Genomic DNA, 15594 nt, shown 5'->3' on the forward strand with positions numbered 1-15594 from the left:
GCCTCAGAGCTTCCGCCGCTGGCCTGTCCGCTTGTAGGCCAGGTAGTCGGCGAGGATGGTGCCGTGGTCGAAACACAGCTCCGCTGGCAGGCCATCCACCGGGAAGGAGCGGGCCTCGGCGGCGTCGTCCGAGCCCACCGGCTCTCCCGTGGCCCGGCAGAGGTAGACGGTGGAGACGGTGTGCTTGCGTGGATCTCGGGACGGGTCCGAGTAGGTGAAGAACTGCTCCACCACCTCCACGTCCAGGCCCGTCTCCTCCTTGGCCTCGCGCGCGGCGGCCTTGTCCAGCCGCTCGCCCTCGTCCACGAAGCCGCCGGGCAGGGCCCAACCGAGGGGCGGGTTCTTGCGGCGGATCAGCACGAGACGCTCCCCTGGCAGCTCGATGATGCAGTCCACCGTGGGGATGGGGTTCTTGTACGGGGCCATGGAGCGGCCAGTCTAGCCGCTGGTGCCGCCATTGCACCCTGCACGTGCGCTCCGGCTGCGCTAGCCTGCACCCCGTGGCCGCCAACCGACTGTTCCGCTCGCTCCTGATGTCCGCCCTGGCCCTCTCGCTCGGCGCGGGCTGCACCAACGCCTACCTCCAGAACGAGGGCCCCTATGAGCTCAAGGCCACGGAGGTGATCCTCGATGACTGCGGACTGCTCTCCGCGTCCTCGGTCCAGGATAGCTGGGACACCGGAGAGCTCATCATCACCGGAGAGGTCGTCCGGATGGATTACGAGCTGATGGACATGCAGCTCGTGGGCTCCTTCCTCGAGGGGGGCTCGTTGGACAACGATGGCTTCATGCTCGATGGGAGCGCGGCCAATGCGCCGCTCACCGCCAAGGGGACGCAGTGCACGGTGGAGCAGGTGACGGTGCACCTGGAGGCCACCACCCTGTGCCCCACGCAGTTCGAAGGCGTGCTGCGCGTGCGCTACGAGCCGCGCATCCAGCAGCCCGAGTGCGCCTGCCAGGTGTGGATGCGCTACCAGGCCGTCCAGAATGGGCAGCCCTGCGGACCCCTCGTTCCTTGAGGCGGGCCGGGCGCCGCGTCCTCACCGCTCCAGGTGGGAGATGCCCGCGTCGAGCAGCGCGGCCACGCCTCGCCGGGCCACGTGCACCACCTTGTGACGGTGGGGCGTGCCCGGCTGCGTGTAGTGGCTGCTCACCTTGTGGTGCAGCTCCGTGGCGCCCCAGACGAGCACCAGGTCTCCCCACTCCAAATCGCTTTGCGCCTTGACGGCCGTGCGCCGCTCGGTGCCGTCCACCATGCGCAGCTCGATGCGTCCGCCGAGCTTGTCCTCCAGCTCCTCGCGCACCGCCGGCGAGCCGCCCACCACCACCACCTTCCGCACCCCGTGGCGCAGGCACGCCTCCAGGAAGGCCGTCTCCGCGCGCCGGTTGTTCGAGCCTCCGCAGTGCTCACAGTGGCTGCGCGGCTCCACCGGCAGCGGCTCCCGCCCGCTCGCCTTCGCCACCTGCTGGCACGCGGACGCGGCGCACACCCGGTAGAAGCGCTCCGCCAACACCTGCTCGGCCCGCGGCAGCTTGGGCTCGCTGATGCGCACCTTGCGCGCGCTCGTGAGTCCCGCCTCCTCCAGCGCCACCCGGGCGCGTGTCCGCGACTCCGACCCGGTGATGCCCCTTTCTCCGAGCCACCCGTCGATATCCTTGTCCGCGCTCACCGCTGGCCGTTCCCCGTGAAGAGCTTCTCCCTGGATGGGCCCGGCCGCCTGCGCGGGCTCGGAGACCCCGAGCGCCTCCCGCACCGGCCCGAAGCTGCGGCGGTGGATGGGCAGCACGCCCTTCTCCCGGATGCTCTGCACGTGCTCGGCCGTCGGGTAGCCCTTGTGCTCGGCGAGGCCATAGCCCGGGTACTGCGCGTCCAGCTCCCGCATCAGCCTGTCCCGCGTCGTCTTCGCCAGCACCGACGCCGCGGCGATGCTCAGCGAGAGCGAGTCGCCCTTGATGATGCCGCGCTGGGGCAGGGTGCACTCGGGAATCGTGAAGGCGTCCAGCAGCACGTAGTCCGGCTGTATCCCCAGCCCCTGCACCGCACGGTGCATGGCCAGCAGGCTCGCCCGGCGGATGTTGAGCCGGTCGATCTCCTCCGAGTCCGCCTGGCCCACCGCCCACGCCACCGCCCCGCGCTTGATGGCCTCGGCCATCTCATCGCGGCGCGCCTCGTCGGCGATCTTCTTCGAGTCGTCCAGCCCCTCCAGCTTCCAGCCCTTGGGGAGGATGGCCGCCGCCGCGACGACCGGCCCGGCGAGCGGGCCCCTGCCTGCCTCGTCCACCCCGGCGATGTGCGTGTGGCCCTGCTCCCACAGCTCGCACTCGAAGCGCAGCAGGTGGCGCAGGCGCTGGCCCTCGGCGCGGTTCTTCCCCTTCAGGCCCCGGATGCGGCGGGCGAGCGCCTTGGCGCCCTGGCGCGGATCCGCTTCCAGCGCCTCCAGCAGGCCCGTGGGCACGGAGCGGGACTGGGTCACGAAGCGCTCGGTCAGCTCCGTCAAGGAGCACCGGAGGAGGTCTTCCACACTCGACATGGCGTCCTCAACCTAGCGAGTCGGGACGCGCGGGACAAACGCCGAGTGAGGGGGCAGCCGCCCGGAGGGGCTTACGGGTTCAACTGGAGCTGCACCGTGGAGGGCTCGGGGTGGCAGTGGCACTCGTCGCACGTCCAGGCCACCTCGGCCGGAGCGCTCACCTTGGAGCCGGCGGTGGCCGTCAGCCGCACGGTGCCCTCGCCGATGTCCTCGTTCACCGCCGTGGTGACGCCCCGGTCCCCCGTGGTGCCGGTGATGGTGCGTCCCGTGGCCACGTGCGTGGCCGTGACGATGGCATCCTCCACCGGAGTCCCCTGTGCGTTCACCACCTCCACCCGCAGGGTGATGAGCTTCTCGGTGCAGGGGTCTCCCTGCCGGTTCACCCGCACGCCCCCGTCACAGGAGACAAGAGGGGTGAGGCCCAGGAGGAGCAGAAGCTGACGTGCCCGATGCATGCGGAGGGATTGCGCACGGCTCCCCCGGGAGGCAATGCCGGATGTCAGCTTGTGGGCGGAAGGCGGCCCTGGGCGAAGCGGGAGGCCTCCGTATCCGGGTACCGGTCAACGATGTAGCGGTAGACGCCCTCGGCGCGGGTCTGCTCCTGCATGCGCTCACCCAGCACGCGGGCCAGCAGGACGAGGGCGCGCGGGGCCAGCGGATCATCCGGCGCCGAGTCCGCCGCGGCCTCCAGGGCGCGCACCGCGAGGGCGTTGTCCCCCTGCGCGGCCGAGGCCTGCCCGACGAAGAGGTGCACCGCCGGGGGGATGGTGGCCTTCGGCAGGAAGCTCAGCGCGGTGTAGAGCGCGAGCGCCTGGGGAATGTCACGGGCCCGTACCGCCGCGTCGAGCTCCTGCAACCGGGCCTCGGGGGAGGGGGCGGCTTCCGCCGGGCTGGGCGTCTGGGCCGCGAGCGGGGCGGGCTCCACGCGCAGCGAGGTGCGCGGCGCCGCGTCCGCCGGCAGCACCGGGGTGACGTAGTCGCTCGGAGCGCCATAGCCGATGGCATCTCCCCGCGTGTAGAGCAGCAGCCCGAGCACACGCGCCATCACGAAGAACACCAGGCACTCGAGCACCTGGGCGAGCCAGCGCGAGAGGATGATTTCGAAGGGGATCTCCCGCAGGCTGGAGCTGACGAGGTGGACGACGAGGTAGACGAGGCCCAGGGTGAGCAGGGCGCCCAGGGCCATCGCGTAGTCCCGGCCGAGGCGCAGGATGCGTTGCAGGCTTTTCAGCGGGTTGAGGATCTCCAGCAGGCCGGCACCCGTCATCGCCATCATCAGCGTCATCGGCAGCCAGGCGAGGCCGGTGAGGGCCAGCAGCCACGCGATGGGATCGCTCAGCAGATGCTCCCCCGAAATCGAGTGGAACCTGCCCGTCATGTAGAACATCGGGTCGCTCAGCAGGCTCTCCATGTACTGCGAGACGTCCCAGCCGCCGGTGAGCACGAGGTAGAGCGGGAGCGGGAGCCACACCACGCTGCTGGCCACCACGCCGCGCAGGGCCGGGACGAGCCAGTCGGCGAAGACGTCGCTGTAGTCCGGGATGGGCACCTCGCTCTCCCCGCGCAGGGTGGAGCGCATGAGGGAGAAGAAGGCGCCCCAGAAGATGCCCGCGCTGATCGCCGCCGGGGCCAGCCGCGCCACGATGAGCGTGACCTGCGTCATGAAGCCGGCGACGAGCATGGCGGCCCCGAGCCCCACCGCCACCATCAGCCCCTGCTTGGTGAAGGGATAGCGCCACACCTGGCCCAGCCGGTCGGCGAAGGAGGCCTGCTCCGAGCGGTGGAGGACGAGGGTCTCGGCCCGGCCGCCGCACTCGCGGCAGAAGAGCAGATCCACCGTCTGCATGCGCCGGGCTTCCACGCACTCGGGGCAGCACGGGGCGCCACAGCCGTCACAGCGCCAGCCGGCGGTGGCGGTGGGGTGGCGTTTGCAGCGGGCGAGGCGTTTCGGCGGCATGATGCTCCTCTGGAGCGGGAGCCTATCCGGTCGGCTGGCGGGGGTGTACCGGTTGGGGGCGTGCACGGGTTCGCGTAGACTCCGTCCCACCATGTTCGAGAACACCTCGAAGGGCGCACAGCCAGAGGAGTCCGACGAGGACTCCGAGAATCAGCACCGGATGCTCGCCATCGTGGTGCACCTGCTGTTGTTGGGCGTGGTCGCCGTGGTGGCGGCGTCTACCGCGGTGGGCCTCTCCCGAGGCTCCGCGTCGTCCATGCTCCCCATGAGTGACGCGTCCTTCGGGATGCTGGGGCTCAGCTTCGCGGTGTACGCGGTGATCTCCAGCCTCGGGGTCATCTGCTGGAGAAGTGTGACCGCCGTCTTCGGGATGCACGTAGCGGCGGTGGTTCTCTCGGTCCCCGCGGTGATCCTCCTGCTCCTGCTGGGGAGCTGGCTGTTGGGTCTGGGGTCCTAGGCAGGGAGCTACCCAGGCTCCTCCCAGGGCGAACCCAGCCACGCCTGGTAGGCCGCCTTCTGTGCATCGGTGGGCTTGTCCACCCGGGCCAGCCACACCGCGTCCGCGGGCTTCTGGCCGAGCGTCACCGGTATCTCCACGAGCCTGTCCCGGCGGAACACCGTGAGCCGCACCGTGTCTCCCGGGGCCTTGTCCTCGGTGCGCGACAGCAACCCCGCCGCATCCACCCGCCAGCCGTCGAGCGCCACGAGCTCGTCCTCCACGTACAGCCCCGCCTCCTGCGCGGGCGAGCCGTCCAGCACCGTGGCGAGGGTGGCGCTCCCCTTGGTGGTGACACCCAGCCAGCCCTTCGGCTTGGGCTCGCCCTTCACCCGCGGTGGGGGCGTGCCGCCCTTGTCGCTCGGGGACTCGCGCGGACGGAAGCGCACCTCCAGGCCCACGTGCGAGAAGACGGAGTAGTCCAGCTCCTCCGTGGTGCGCACCGCCCGGTCGAAGAAGGCACCCAGGTCCTTGCCCGCCACCTCCGAGGCCGCCGCCTCCACGCCGTCCTCGGGCACCCCGGACTCGTCCCCGTAGCGCTGCCACAACAGACGCATCAGGTCGTCCAGGCCCCGCGCGTTGTCCGTGGCGCGGCGGATTTCCAGGTCCAGCAGCGCCGCCACCACCTCGCCCTTGAGGTAGTAGGAGATGGCGCTGTTGGGCGAGTGCTCGTCCGGGCGGTAGTGCTTCACCCAGCACGCCAGCGAGGCCTCGGCCAGCGTCTGCACCTTGCGGCCCGGGAGGGCGTGCAGCGTGGAGAGCGTCTCGCCCAGCCGCGTGAGGTAGCGGTTGTCGCTCATCAGCCCCGCGCGCAGCACGAAGACGTTGTCGTAGTAGGACGTGGCCCCCTCGAAGGCCCACAGCAGCGAGGTGTAGTTCTCCTGCGAGTAGTCGAAGGGCACCAGCGCCCGCGGCTTCACCCGCTTGATGTTCCACAGGTGGAAGTACTCGTGGGCGGCCAGGGTGAGCAGATCCTCCCAGCCCCGCGAGTTCTGCAGCCCCGCGCGAGGGAAGAGGAGCGCGGTGGACGCCTTGTGCTCCAGCCCTCCGCGGCCCTTGTCCGTGAGGTAGAGGAGGAAGAGGTAACGCTTCAGCGGGAGGCCGCCGAAGAGCTTCGCCTGGGCCTCGATGATGCGCTGCAGGTCCGAGCACAGCCGGCCCGCGTCCGGCACCGCGTCCCCCCACACCACCACCTCGTGCGGCACGTCCGCGGCGGTGAAGGTGAGCGGCGTGTGGGGCCCCACCTCGAAGGGGCTGTCCACCAGCTCGTCGTAGTCCTTCGCGACGAAGGCCTCGCCCCGGCGCTCCAGCGCGGCGAAGGCCTTCCAGTCCGCCGGGGCCTCCACGGTGACGAGGTGCTCCAGGCCGCGCGTGGCCTCGGTGTAGAGGAAGAGGGTGGCGCCGTTGAAGTAGCCGTGGCTGCCATCCAGGTGGCTGGTGCGCACGGTGAGCTCGTTGGCGTAGACGCGGTAGCGCAGCGTCACCGCGCGCCCCCGCGCCTGGACACGCCAGGTGCGCTTGTCCACGCGCCGCACCGCGAGGGGCTCGCCTCCCGGGCCCGAGGCGCTCATGTCCTGCACGTGGCGCGCGAACTCGCGCACGAGGTAGCTGCCGGGCGTCCACACCGGCAGCACGGCATCGAGCACGTCCGGGCCCGCGGGGAAGGTGGCCTCCACCTCGAAGAGGTGCGAGTGCGGGCGGAGCATCGAGACGCGATAGTGGACCGCTTCCGGCATTCCGAGCCCTCCAGGGGGCGAGAGGGGGACAGCATCGCCAGGGGACGGGGCCGCCGCCCCCCGGGGTCAGGCTACTTCGTGCGCACGAGGATGGCTCCGAAGAATCCATCCGTGCCATGCAGGTGCGGGGCGAGCCGCAGGAAGGGCCCCGGCCCCACCTTCGCGCCCAGCTCCGGCCCGAGCTCCTCGGCCACCGGCCGCACCGAGTAGTCCGGGTGCTTCGCGAGGAAGTCCTCCACCACCTGCTCGTTCTCCTCGCGCAGCACGCTGCACGTGCCGTAGATGAGCCGGCCTCCCGGCTTCACCATCTGGCAGAAGCGCTCCAGCAGCCGCTTCTGCTTCGCCACGTGGTCCAGAATCATCTCGGGCGTGAGGCGGTAGCGCGCATCCGGCTTGCGGCGGAAGGTTCCCGTCCCACTGCACGGAGCGTCCACCAGCACCCGGTCCGCCTTGCCCTTGAGGGAGGAAATGGCCTCGTCGGCCTCGGGGCCCTCGGGGGGGATGACCTGGGTGCGCACGTTGTGCACCCCGGCCCGGCGCGCGCGCTTGCGCAGCTCGTCAATGCGCCACTCCTCGACGTCCAGCGCGTGCAGGTCTCCCCGGTTCTTCATCTGCACGGCGAGCTGCAACGTCTTGCCGCCCGCGCCCGCGCACGCGTCCACCACCTTCGTGGGCGGCGCGTCCACCAGTATGCCGAGCAACTGGCTGCCCTCGTCCTGCAGCTCGAACCAGCCCTCGCGGAAGGCCTCCAGCGAGAAGGCGTTGGTGCGCGTGTCCAGGAAGAGGCCGAGCGGCGAGAGCGGGGTGGGGGTGGACTCCACGCCCTCCCGCGCCAGCATCGTGCGCAGTTGCTCCCGGGTGCCCTTGAAGCCGTTGAGGCGGGCGGTGAGGGGCCCGCGCTCGTTCATCGCCTCGGCGGCGCGCTCGGCGTCGTCGCCGAAGACCTCGCGGAAGTGTCTGGCGAGGAAGTCCGGCAGCGAGGCGGCGATGGGGAAGCGCTTGTCCCGGGGGAGGGCCTCCAGCGCCCGGGCGGCCTCGGGCAGGGCGGCGAGCGCGTCGGCATTCAGGCCCGTCAGCGCCGAGGTGCGGGACACCACGTCCATGGGCTCGCCGTGGAGGACGCGCGAGGCGGCCAGGCGCAGCACGTCCTGGCGCGTCTTGTCCAGGCGGGTGAAGCCCTTGTGGGCGCGCTCGAGGAGGAAGTCCACCGTGAGCTGGCGGCGCAGCAGGGCGTACACCCGCTCGGCCACGGCGCGGCGCTCGTTGGAGTAGAGGTTGCGCTTGTGGCGCAGGGTGAAGTCCAGGGCCCGGTCGGACAGGCGGCCTTCGTGGCGGATGAAGCCGTAGGCCTCGAGGCTCGCCTGGAGGACGAGGTCCTCGCGCAGCGGGCGGGCCGCACGCACCGCCTCGGACTCGGAGGAGGGCGGCTCACGTCGGGACTGGGGCGCCCGGGGGGGCGGGCGAGGGTTCTTCTTCATGAAAGACTCCGGGGGGCCCGGGAGGCGGGCCTGCTCTATCGGCAGGCAGGCGAATCGCATCCCGGGCGCTCAATGACAAGGGTGGAGGCACTTCGTCCCGTTTCCAGGGTGCCTCCGCCCCCTCCCCCGGCCTGCCAGCTAGCGGCGGCGGCGCCGGCGCAGGGCCCCGGCGAGCACCAGCACGCCCGTGGGGAGCAGCGCCATCACCGGGACGGTCGAGCAGCCCGGGGCGTTGGGGCCCAGGTCGTCCGGGTCCTCGGAGCTGCCGGGCAGTCCGGGGTTGCCGGTGACGGGGCCGGGCGCGGGGGTATTGGGCTGCAGGGGGCCCGGCTGCTCGGCGGACGGGGGCGACGAGGGATCGCCCGGCGTGGGCACCGGCACCGGCTCCGGCTCCGCGGCGGGAGGGAGGTCCTTGGTGAGGGTGAAGCTGTCGATCACCTGGCCCGAGGGCGTCAGCGCCTGGGCGGTGAGGGTGCCCTCCTCCACCTTCACATCGAGGTAGCCATGGTCCCGGTCATTGCGCACCGCGGTCCACGAGGGCTTGCCGGTCTCGAAGGGACGTATGGAGGCGCCGCCGCCGCCCACCACGAGGTAGGTGGGGTTGCGCTCGCCCGAGGGCCCCACCCCGTTGCCCTTCATGGGGTAGCTGCGCTCGTAGTGGTGATCATGCCCGGTGAGGACGAGGTCCACCCCGTACTTCTCGAAGAGGGGGGAGAACTCGCGGCGGATCATCAGCTGCGAGCCGTGATCGCCGCTGCTCCAGGGCGGGTAGTGGAGGAAGACGACCTTCCAGGGCGCGTCGCTGGCGGCGAGGTCCTGATCCAACCACTTGCGCTGCGCGGCCAGCGAGCAGCGGTCCTGCGAGGCCATGCCCATGGCGCAGTTGGCGTCGAGCGCCACGAAGTGCACGTGGCCCCAGTCGAAGGAGTAGTAGTGCTCGCCCCCGGTGGGGCTGGTGGGCAGGTAGAGGTTGTCGAAGTAGGGCTGGGCGCGGTTGGTGACGTACTCGTGGTTGCCCGGGACGGCGACGGAGGGCACCTGCGCGAGCAGCGGGGCCATGGGGACGAAGAGGTTGCTCTGGAACTCGGCCTCGGTGCCCGATTCGTAGGCGTTGTCGCCGAGCATGAGGAAGAGCTCCGGCTTGCGGCCGAGCATGGCGTTGGCCACGGCGCGCTGGTCGGCGTTGTTCATGCCGAAGTCGCCCACGGCGGAAAAGTGGACGCTGCGGGTGCCGGGCACGGGGGCGGTGGAGAAGCGCACGGGGGTGGTGCGCGCGCCGCAGGCCTCGACGAGGTAGGTGTACTCGGTGCCGGGCTGGAGGCCGGAGAGGACGACGGCGTGGGTGCGGCCGGCGGCCGCGGACTGGGCGGACTGGTCCGTGGAGCCGCTGGTGCCGTAGCGCACCGAGGGGACACAGTTGCCATCGAGCCGGAAGGCGATGGTGGCGGTGTCCGGGCCCACGCGCTGGAGATAGGGCTGGCGGGTCAGGCTCGCGGCGCTGGCGGTGCTCGCGGTGAGGGTGAGCGCCGCGGCCACTGCGCCGAACGCCAGGGAATACAGTCGGTGCATGTTGCCTCCTGTCCGAGCCATTCGGACCGGGAGTGCAACCATCCACCGTTGGACATCCATCCAATTCTAGGGGCCTGCCCGCCTGCACAGCGGCGAGGGGACGAGGGCTTGTCAGGCATTGCCCGTGTCAGTCGAGGAAGCGCCGCTCCCAGCGGCGAACTGTCTCTTCGACAGGGACGCCTTGGCGGGGTTGCTCCTGGTCGAGGGGCGGAGGATGTCGAAGGGGACACTCGCCCTCCCATCCCCCGCCCACGAATACGGCCACCCCTCAGGGCTTCTTCACATCGTAGGAGATGAGCTCCTCCAGCCGCTCGCCGTCCTCCTTCACCTTGCCGATGCCGGGCGCCAGCCAGTACGTGCGCACCTGGTTCTCCTTGTCCCCGCGCTCGCGCTTGACGCGGATGACATTCGTGAAGGTGCCCGCGGGCGTGACGACGGTCTCGTTCACCGCCTCCACGCGCCAGATGTACGTCTTGTCCTTGTCCTCCGTCGAGCCGTCACCCAGGCGCGTCAGCTCACGGATGTCCGAGTCGTAACGCCACCCCACGGGCCGCTCCGTGGACAGCGACTTCACCGTCGCGGGATTCCACGTCGTCACCCGCGCCAGCGTGTCGCCCTTGCGGTCCTCCTCGCGCAGGCGCACCACCACCCCGTTCACGTCCAGTTGCCAGGACAGCTCGTTCAGATGCGGCTGCGTGCTGCGCACCGCGACGGCCCGCATGCTCGTCTCCGGCACCGTCTGCTCGCCCAGCACCTCCACCCGCTTCTCGAAGGTGCCTCGCACCGGATCCGTGATGCGGTACGTCCACGTGGAGCCCGCCGTGAGCGGCCAGAGGCTCGTGAACGGGGCGGGTTGCTCCGGGTCCGGCGGATTCGTCTCTCCCCCCGTGCCAGGTGGAATGTCCGGCAGATCCACCGTCCCATCCTGGTTCGTCATGGGCGGCGTCTTCGAATCACCCGAGGGCAGGCTCCCGCCCTCGCCGCACCCCACCCAACACATCGCCGCCACCACCGCGGCCCACCTCCAGTGCCTCATCCCCGCTCCTCCCAACTCCCCTTGTTCGAGGGCATCTCCGACCACCTCAATCCCCGGAGCGGTCCCCCCGCCGAGCGGCCCAGCGCCGACGCGAGCATCCCCGGCTCCTTCTCCTCCACCTCGAGCTTCCAGCCGCCGCCCGTCGAAGTCCAGCGCGCAGCTTCGTACCAGCACGTTGCGCTCGCCGAGATGCTGTCTCAGCCAGGCCTCCGCGCCCGCCAGGTCATCCGCCTGGGCCGACACCAGCATCCGCTGCTTCGCCGCCACGGGCTCCTTCTTGTCGAAGAGGTCCAGCACCAGCAGCAGCGCGGCGACGAAGGCGGTGCCCACGCCGGCCAGCTCCAGGCTGCCATGTCCGCACGCCATGCCCAGGCCGATCATCAGGAAGAGGATGGCCGCGTCGCGCGGATCCTTCAGTCCCGAGCGGAAGCGCACGAAGCTCCCCAGGCCCACCAGCCCGAAGGCCTTGGCCGTGCTGTCGCCGATGACGGCGGTGATGACGGCGGCCGCGGTGCACAGCAGCACCTGGGCCTGCATCATCTCCGCCTTGGGCAGCGCCCTGCGTGTCAGCAGACGCCACGGCCGCAGCGCGAGCACCGTGCCGATGAGCACCGCCGCCAGCAGGCGGGGCAACATCACCCCCGCTCCGGGATGGGAAGCCCCGGACGCCACATCATGATTGAAGAGTCCCGAGAACAACCCGTCCATGGCCCGTCCTTTCGATTCAGAGCGTCGGCTGTGGGGCTTCGTCCCCGGCAACCCGTGAAGCCGTCCGCTCCGAGGGGAGCGCGGCCATGTGCGAGGCGGCCACGAGGCGGTAGGCGTTGCGCAGCACCGGCAGGCGGCCGCTCGTCACCTCCAGCGCGCGCAGCACGAGGGCCTCGGCCCGATCCGTCAGGGGCAGCCCCTCCAGCGAGGACACCACCGTGGCCGGCCAGCGCGAGACGAAGGCCTCACGCAGCCGCCAGGCGCGCGAATCGTCCAGCCCGTCCAGCGAGTCGAGGGCCTCCTTCGTCAGCGGAGCGCCGCGCTCGCGCAGGGCGTAGGCATCATCGGTGGAGAGCCCGGAGAGCGAGCGCAGCACCAGCTTCAGCGCCTTGTCCTCCAGCGTCACGCGCAACTGCCGGGCGAAGGGCGTATCCAGGCCGTTGACGCTGCGCAGCACCGCCAGCCTGTCATGGCCGAGCAGGCTCTCGCGCAGGGCATCCGCCCGGGCCGAGTCCAGGCCGGCGAGGCTGCGCGCCACGTCCGCGTACAGCCCCCGCCGCACGCCCAGCTCCCGTGCCGCCCAGGCCGGCTCGTCGTCCACCCCGGCCAGCCCGCGGAGCACCTCGCTCAGGCGCCCCTCGCGCAGCGCGTGCTCGCGCAGGGCCCACGCCTCGGGCGAGTCGTTGTCCTTGAGGCCACCGAGCACGTCCGCCGGTGCGTGGGCGTACAGGCGCTCGCGCAGGGCCATGGCCTGCGGTGACGGGTTGGCGCCCAGGCTCATGGCCACGTCCTGGGGCACCACCTCCGCCAGCAGCTCGCGCAGGGCCCGGGCCGGCTCGTCGTCCAGGCCGGTGAGGCTGCGCACCGTCAGTCCCGGGAAGCGCTCCACGAAGCCCAGCCGCCGCTGGTGCGCGGGGAAGCCGGGAATGCCGCCCAGCAGCCACACCGCGAGCTGCGGCTCGCGCACCTCCAGCCCGTCCAGCACGCGGAAGAAGTGCTCCTCCACCTCGTCCATCGTCGACGGCACCTGCACCGGCTGGGGGCTCGGCGGCGTCGTCCGCTGCGCCGGCAGCTCCCGGCCCTCCAGCCGCGCCACCACCGCCTCCACCAGCCGCTGCTCCAGCACGTGCAGCGGCTGATCATTGTTCTCGATGATGAGCCAGCGTGAGGGATCCTTCCGCGCCAGGGCGAGGAAGGACTCCCGCATCCGCACCGCCAGGCCCGCGCCGGCCAGCCCCTTGCGGCTGTCCGAGTCCGGCACCCGCTCGCCCTTGCTCTTCCCCAGCCGCTTGCGCAGCCGCGCCAGGTCCGGCTCCACGTCCACCAGGATGACGAGGTCCGGCCACAGGCCCTGCGAGGCCAGCTCGCACGCCGGCTCGAGCGCCGCCCCGGGCAGCCCGCGTCCGCCGCCGCTCAGGGCGAGCTGCGAGTACAGGTAGCGGTCGCTGATGCACACCTCGCCGCGCGCCAGGGCGGGGGCGATGACCTCCTCGAGCTGCTGCGCGTCCCGGGCGAGGTTGAGGAAGAACTCGGTGCGCGGAGACATCTCCAGCAGCTTCGAGTCACGGGTGAGCTCGCGGATGCGCCGGGCGATGGGCGAGCGCAGCTCTCCTCCTTCGCGCGCGTGCGCCACCCGGTAGCCCATCCGCCTCAGGCGCTCGGCCAGGAGGTTGGACAGGGTCGTCTTGCCGCTGCCGTCAATGCCTTCGAAGTCGATGAACACGGTTGCTCAGCCCCCCAGAATCCCGTCCGCGACGAAGTCGTGGACCCTCGCCATCCCCTCGGCGAACTTGCTGTACGCCGGCTTCCTCCCGGGGTTGAGCGCCGCCAGCCACTCGGGCAGCTCCTCCCCCAGGTGCTTCACCTCCACCACCACCCGTTCATCCATCGCCAGCGGCTCGCCCAGCCGCTCCGCGCTCAGCGTCGTCTCGGAGAGCGCCAGCTCCTGCGTCATCCGGTAGAAGCCGATGTCCCGATCCACCGTCACCCGCCACGCCTGCGAGCACTGGTACACGTGCCGCCGGTACGTCACCCCCAGCACCGGAATGAGGCTGCCCCCGGCGATGAGCGGCAGCAGCCGCACGCCGCCCCGCAGCACGTTCCCCAACTGCGCGCGGGGCACCCACACCCGGCGCTTCTGGGTGAGGCCGTTGCGCTCGCGCTTCACCTCCAGCACCACGCGCTGCACGCCTCCGGCACCCAGGTCCGGCGAGTACTCCTTGGTGCGCACCTTGAGGCAGTCATTCGGCGTGCCCAGCGAGCGCAGCGCCAGCGGGTAGCCCGGCTTGTCGAAGTAGACGGAGGTGATGCTCGTGGGCGGCGACAGGTATCCGCCCAGCGACGCGGACAGCCGCGAGCACAGCGCCATCGCCTCGTCCCTTCCCAGGACCAGCTTGAACTCCCGGCGCAGCTTGGTGACTTCTCCTTCCGCGAACTGGAGCATGGTCGATCTCCGTTCCTAGAAGCGGGTGGCGAGCTGCAGCGAGTACTCGAAGCCCGCGGCCTCGTCGCCGGGACGCAGCGCGTGCTCGGCCTGCAACTGGGCCTTGAAGTGCTCGGAGTAGAGGACGTTGAAGCCGCCCACGAAGGCGTAGCCGCGGGCCTTCAGCGGGCCCATGAGCTGCATCATCTCGGCGCCCGCCACCGGCTGCAGCGCCAGTCCCTCCACCAGGGGCAGGGGCAGCGTGTAGCTGGCCAGCCCCATCTGCGCGGCGAAGGGCCCGGTGGGGAGGTGGCCGTTGACGTACTCGCCCGTCACCGCCAGCCCGCCCAGCCTCAGCACCGCGTCCGCAGCCAGCGCGTAGGTGCGCGCGCCCTCGAAGGCCTGCGCGAAGTAGGTGCTCGCCCCCAGGGTGAGGGCCTTGAAGGGACGCACGCTCGCCCGCAGCGCGGCGTCCTCGCTGGCGCGGATGCCGGTGTCGTCGTCCTTGGTGCCCTGGAAGACGCCGCCGGACACCTTCAGCTTCCAGGCCTCCTTGAGGCTCACCTCGCCCATCAACCCCATCCGGCGGCCCCCCAGGTTGTGCGTGTCCTCCAGGTAGTCCGCCACCAGTCCGCGGCGGATGACGGGCAGCCGCCAGGCCGACTCGAGCTCGCGCGCCAGGAAGGGCGCCTTGAACTGGCCGCCGTAGAGGCGCAGCCGCTTCTTCCCATCGGCCACCCGCACGAAGGCGTCCTTGAGCAGCGACTTGGAGGACAGGTCCGCGGTGACTTCCGCCTCCAGATGGGGCAGCGACGCGGCCAGGCCCACGCGCGCCGAGGCAATGGACAGCGAGCGCGCGTACTGCTCGCGCTCATCCGCGCTCACCCGGGCGAAGACGCGGCCGAAGGGAACCACCCGCAGTCCCGGCTGCTCCTCCGCGTTGGCCGACGTGCCCTCGCCCCCCTCCGAGAGGGGCTCCTCCCGCTTGGGCTTCGGCTCCTTGGCCTTGGCCGGCTTGGGCACTTCCACCTGCGCCGACGTGGGCGCTTCCACCGGCGATGGCGTGGGCGCGTCCAGCTCGTCGGGCGTCAGCGCGGCCACTTCCTCCGGCCGCGCCGTGTCCACCTCGGGCTGCGAGGCGTCCACCTCGGGCTGCCACGCCTCCGCATCCGGTGCCGGCTCCGCCGCCAACACCGGCGTGCCCAAAAGGAGGACCGTGGCGAGAAGCCCCCGCCTTCCCTTCCCGACCCCTCGCCCCTCGCCCATGCACTCCTCCTCGCCCGGTCCGTGGGGGAGGACTGCAACCCGGGTGCCCAAGGGGATGCTGTCCGGGAGCCGACAGCCGCCTCGTCTCGGCGTTCGAAAGCCACCGGCACCAGGGCGTCACGTGGCCGTGACAGGGAAGGAAACTTCCACCCCAGGGAGATGGAGCGCCTGTCGAAGTTACTGGTTCTCGTGCGATCAGGGCGGGGCACGCCTCGCTTTCCGGTGCCGGGAAGGAGATGAACCCTTCGTGTCTGGGTACCCATTCGAGTGGTTCAGGTGGAGACGTCTCCACCTGGGTGGAGGAGCCTCCCGTTGGCGGGCCGGAGCGCTCGAAGCGTCCTGGCACGTCCTGGCCGGGTGACGGAGGGCGGCGCCACGGAGAATCCGCCGCGTCA

The 15594-nt window shown here is 71.2% G+C and carries 12 protein-coding genes and 2 pseudogenes; 2 read left to right on the plus strand and 12 right to left on the minus strand.

Annotated elements, in window-relative coordinates; all coding sequences use genetic code 11:
* Positions 1 to 3: 3 nt before the first annotated feature.
* Positions 4 to 426 carry an NUDIX domain-containing protein gene (locus ACN28I_RS45570; protein WP_420948124.1) on the minus strand — a complete coding sequence of 141 codons (423 nt, stop codon included), beginning with the start codon at positions 424 to 426 and terminating at the stop codon, positions 4 to 6.
* A 74-nt stretch (positions 427 to 500) separates the two neighbouring features.
* Here ACN28I_RS45570 and ACN28I_RS45575 point away from each other — a divergent pair, with 74 nt between their 5' ends.
* Positions 501 to 1019 (plus strand): hypothetical protein, encoded by a 519-nt coding sequence (locus ACN28I_RS45575; RefSeq protein WP_420948125.1) that lies wholly within the window; start codon positions 501 to 503, stop codon positions 1017 to 1019.
* A gap of 714 nt (positions 1020 to 1733) precedes the next feature.
* On the opposite strand, the pseudogene ACN28I_RS45580 reads toward ACN28I_RS45575, so the two are convergent.
* The 3 genes and pseudogenes from ACN28I_RS45580 to ACN28I_RS45590 all read right to left on the minus strand — a co-directional run.
* Positions 1734 to 2531, minus strand: a pseudogene (locus ACN28I_RS45580) (ribonuclease HII); the annotation flags it as partial.
* A gap of 71 nt (positions 2532 to 2602) precedes the next feature.
* The gene (locus tag ACN28I_RS45585) at positions 2603 to 2986 is read right to left on the minus strand and encodes a carboxypeptidase regulatory-like domain-containing protein (RefSeq protein ID WP_420948126.1); all 384 of its coding nucleotides are present in this window, start codon (positions 2984 to 2986) and stop codon (positions 2603 to 2605) included.
* Positions 2987 to 3030: 44 nt separating this feature from the next.
* Entirely contained in the window at positions 3031 to 4488 is a 1458-nt protein-coding gene (locus tag ACN28I_RS45590; RefSeq protein ID WP_420948127.1) for a hypothetical protein, read from the minus strand.
* Positions 4489 to 4579: 91 nt separating this feature from the next.
* Here ACN28I_RS45590 and ACN28I_RS45595 point away from each other — a divergent pair, with 91 nt between their 5' ends.
* Complete coding sequence (locus tag ACN28I_RS45595) at positions 4580 to 4945, plus strand: hypothetical protein (protein WP_420948128.1); 366 nt, start codon at positions 4580 to 4582, stop codon at positions 4943 to 4945.
* An 8-nt stretch (positions 4946 to 4953) separates the two neighbouring features.
* Here the strand turns inward: ACN28I_RS45595 and ACN28I_RS45600 are convergent, their stop codons facing one another.
* The 8 genes and pseudogenes from ACN28I_RS45600 to ACN28I_RS45635 form a co-directional block, all read right to left on the minus strand.
* A complete protein-coding gene (locus ACN28I_RS45600) occupies positions 4954 to 6720 on the minus strand; it encodes a M61 family metallopeptidase (protein ID WP_420948129.1) in 1767 nt (588 codons plus the stop codon).
* A gap of 71 nt (positions 6721 to 6791) precedes the next feature.
* Complete coding sequence (locus ACN28I_RS45605; RefSeq protein WP_420948130.1) at positions 6792 to 8198, minus strand: RsmB/NOP family class I SAM-dependent RNA methyltransferase; 1407 nt, start codon at positions 8196 to 8198, stop codon at positions 6792 to 6794.
* A gap of 138 nt (positions 8199 to 8336) precedes the next feature.
* Positions 8337 to 9767, minus strand: coding sequence for a metallophosphoesterase (locus ACN28I_RS45610; RefSeq protein ID WP_420948131.1), 1431 nt, complete (start codon positions 9765 to 9767; stop codon positions 8337 to 8339).
* 268 nt (positions 9768 to 10035) lie between these two features.
* Positions 10036 to 10803, minus strand: coding sequence for a hypothetical protein (locus ACN28I_RS45615; RefSeq protein ID WP_420948132.1), 768 nt, complete (start codon positions 10801 to 10803; stop codon positions 10036 to 10038).
* A pseudogene (locus ACN28I_RS45620) lies at positions 10800 to 11511 on the minus strand (DUF4956 domain-containing protein). Before ACN28I_RS45620 ends, ACN28I_RS45615 begins: the two are co-directional and overlap by 4 nt.
* Positions 11512 to 11527: 16 nt before the next feature.
* Entirely contained in the window at positions 11528 to 13234 is a 1707-nt protein-coding gene (gene tmk, locus ACN28I_RS45625; RefSeq protein WP_420948133.1) for a dTMP kinase, read from the minus strand.
* A gap of 6 nt (positions 13235 to 13240) precedes the next feature.
* Positions 13241 to 13954 carry a VTC domain-containing protein gene (locus tag ACN28I_RS45630; protein WP_420948134.1) on the minus strand — a complete coding sequence of 238 codons (714 nt, stop codon included), beginning with the start codon at positions 13952 to 13954 and terminating at the stop codon, positions 13241 to 13243.
* Positions 13955 to 13969: 15 nt separating this feature from the next.
* Positions 13970 to 15199 (minus strand): hypothetical protein, encoded by a 1230-nt coding sequence (locus tag ACN28I_RS45635; protein WP_420948135.1) that lies wholly within the window; start codon positions 15197 to 15199, stop codon positions 13970 to 13972.
* Positions 15200 to 15594: the final 395 nt, after the last annotated feature.

Source organism: Archangium gephyra, assembly GCF_049060025.1.
GTDB classification, from domain to species: domain Bacteria; phylum Myxococcota; class Myxococcia; order Myxococcales; family Myxococcaceae; genus Archangium; species Archangium gephyra_A.

Coding starts and splice junctions, on each gene's coding strand:
- ACN28I_RS45570 (WP_420948124.1), bottom strand. CDS start 426: ATGGCCCCGTACAAGAACCCCATCCCCACGGTGGACTGCATCATCGAG.
- ACN28I_RS45585 (WP_420948126.1), bottom strand. CDS start 2,986: ATGCATCGGGCACGTCAGCTTCTGCTCCTCCTGGGCCTCACCCCTCTT.
- ACN28I_RS45590 (WP_420948127.1), bottom strand. CDS start 4,488: ATGCCGCCGAAACGCCTCGCCCGCTGCAAACGCCACCCCACCGCCACC.
- ACN28I_RS45595 (WP_420948128.1), top strand. CDS start 4,580: ATGTTCGAGAACACCTCGAAGGGCGCACAGCCAGAGGAGTCCGACGAG.
- ACN28I_RS45600 (WP_420948129.1), bottom strand. CDS start 6,720: ATGCCGGAAGCGGTCCACTATCGCGTCTCGATGCTCCGCCCGCACTCG.
- ACN28I_RS45605 (WP_420948130.1), bottom strand. CDS start 8,198: ATGAAGAAGAACCCTCGCCCGCCCCCCCGGGCGCCCCAGTCCCGACGT.
- ACN28I_RS45610 (WP_420948131.1), bottom strand. CDS start 9,767: ATGCACCGACTGTATTCCCTGGCGTTCGGCGCAGTGGCCGCGGCGCTC.
- ACN28I_RS45615 (WP_420948132.1), bottom strand. CDS start 10,803: ATGAGGCACTGGAGGTGGGCCGCGGTGGTGGCGGCGATGTGTTGGGTG.
- ACN28I_RS45630 (WP_420948134.1), bottom strand. CDS start 13,954: ATGCTCCAGTTCGCGGAAGGAGAAGTCACCAAGCTGCGCCGGGAGTTC.
- ACN28I_RS45635 (WP_420948135.1), bottom strand. CDS start 15,199: ATGGGCGAGGGGCGAGGGGTCGGGAAGGGAAGGCGGGGGCTTCTCGCC.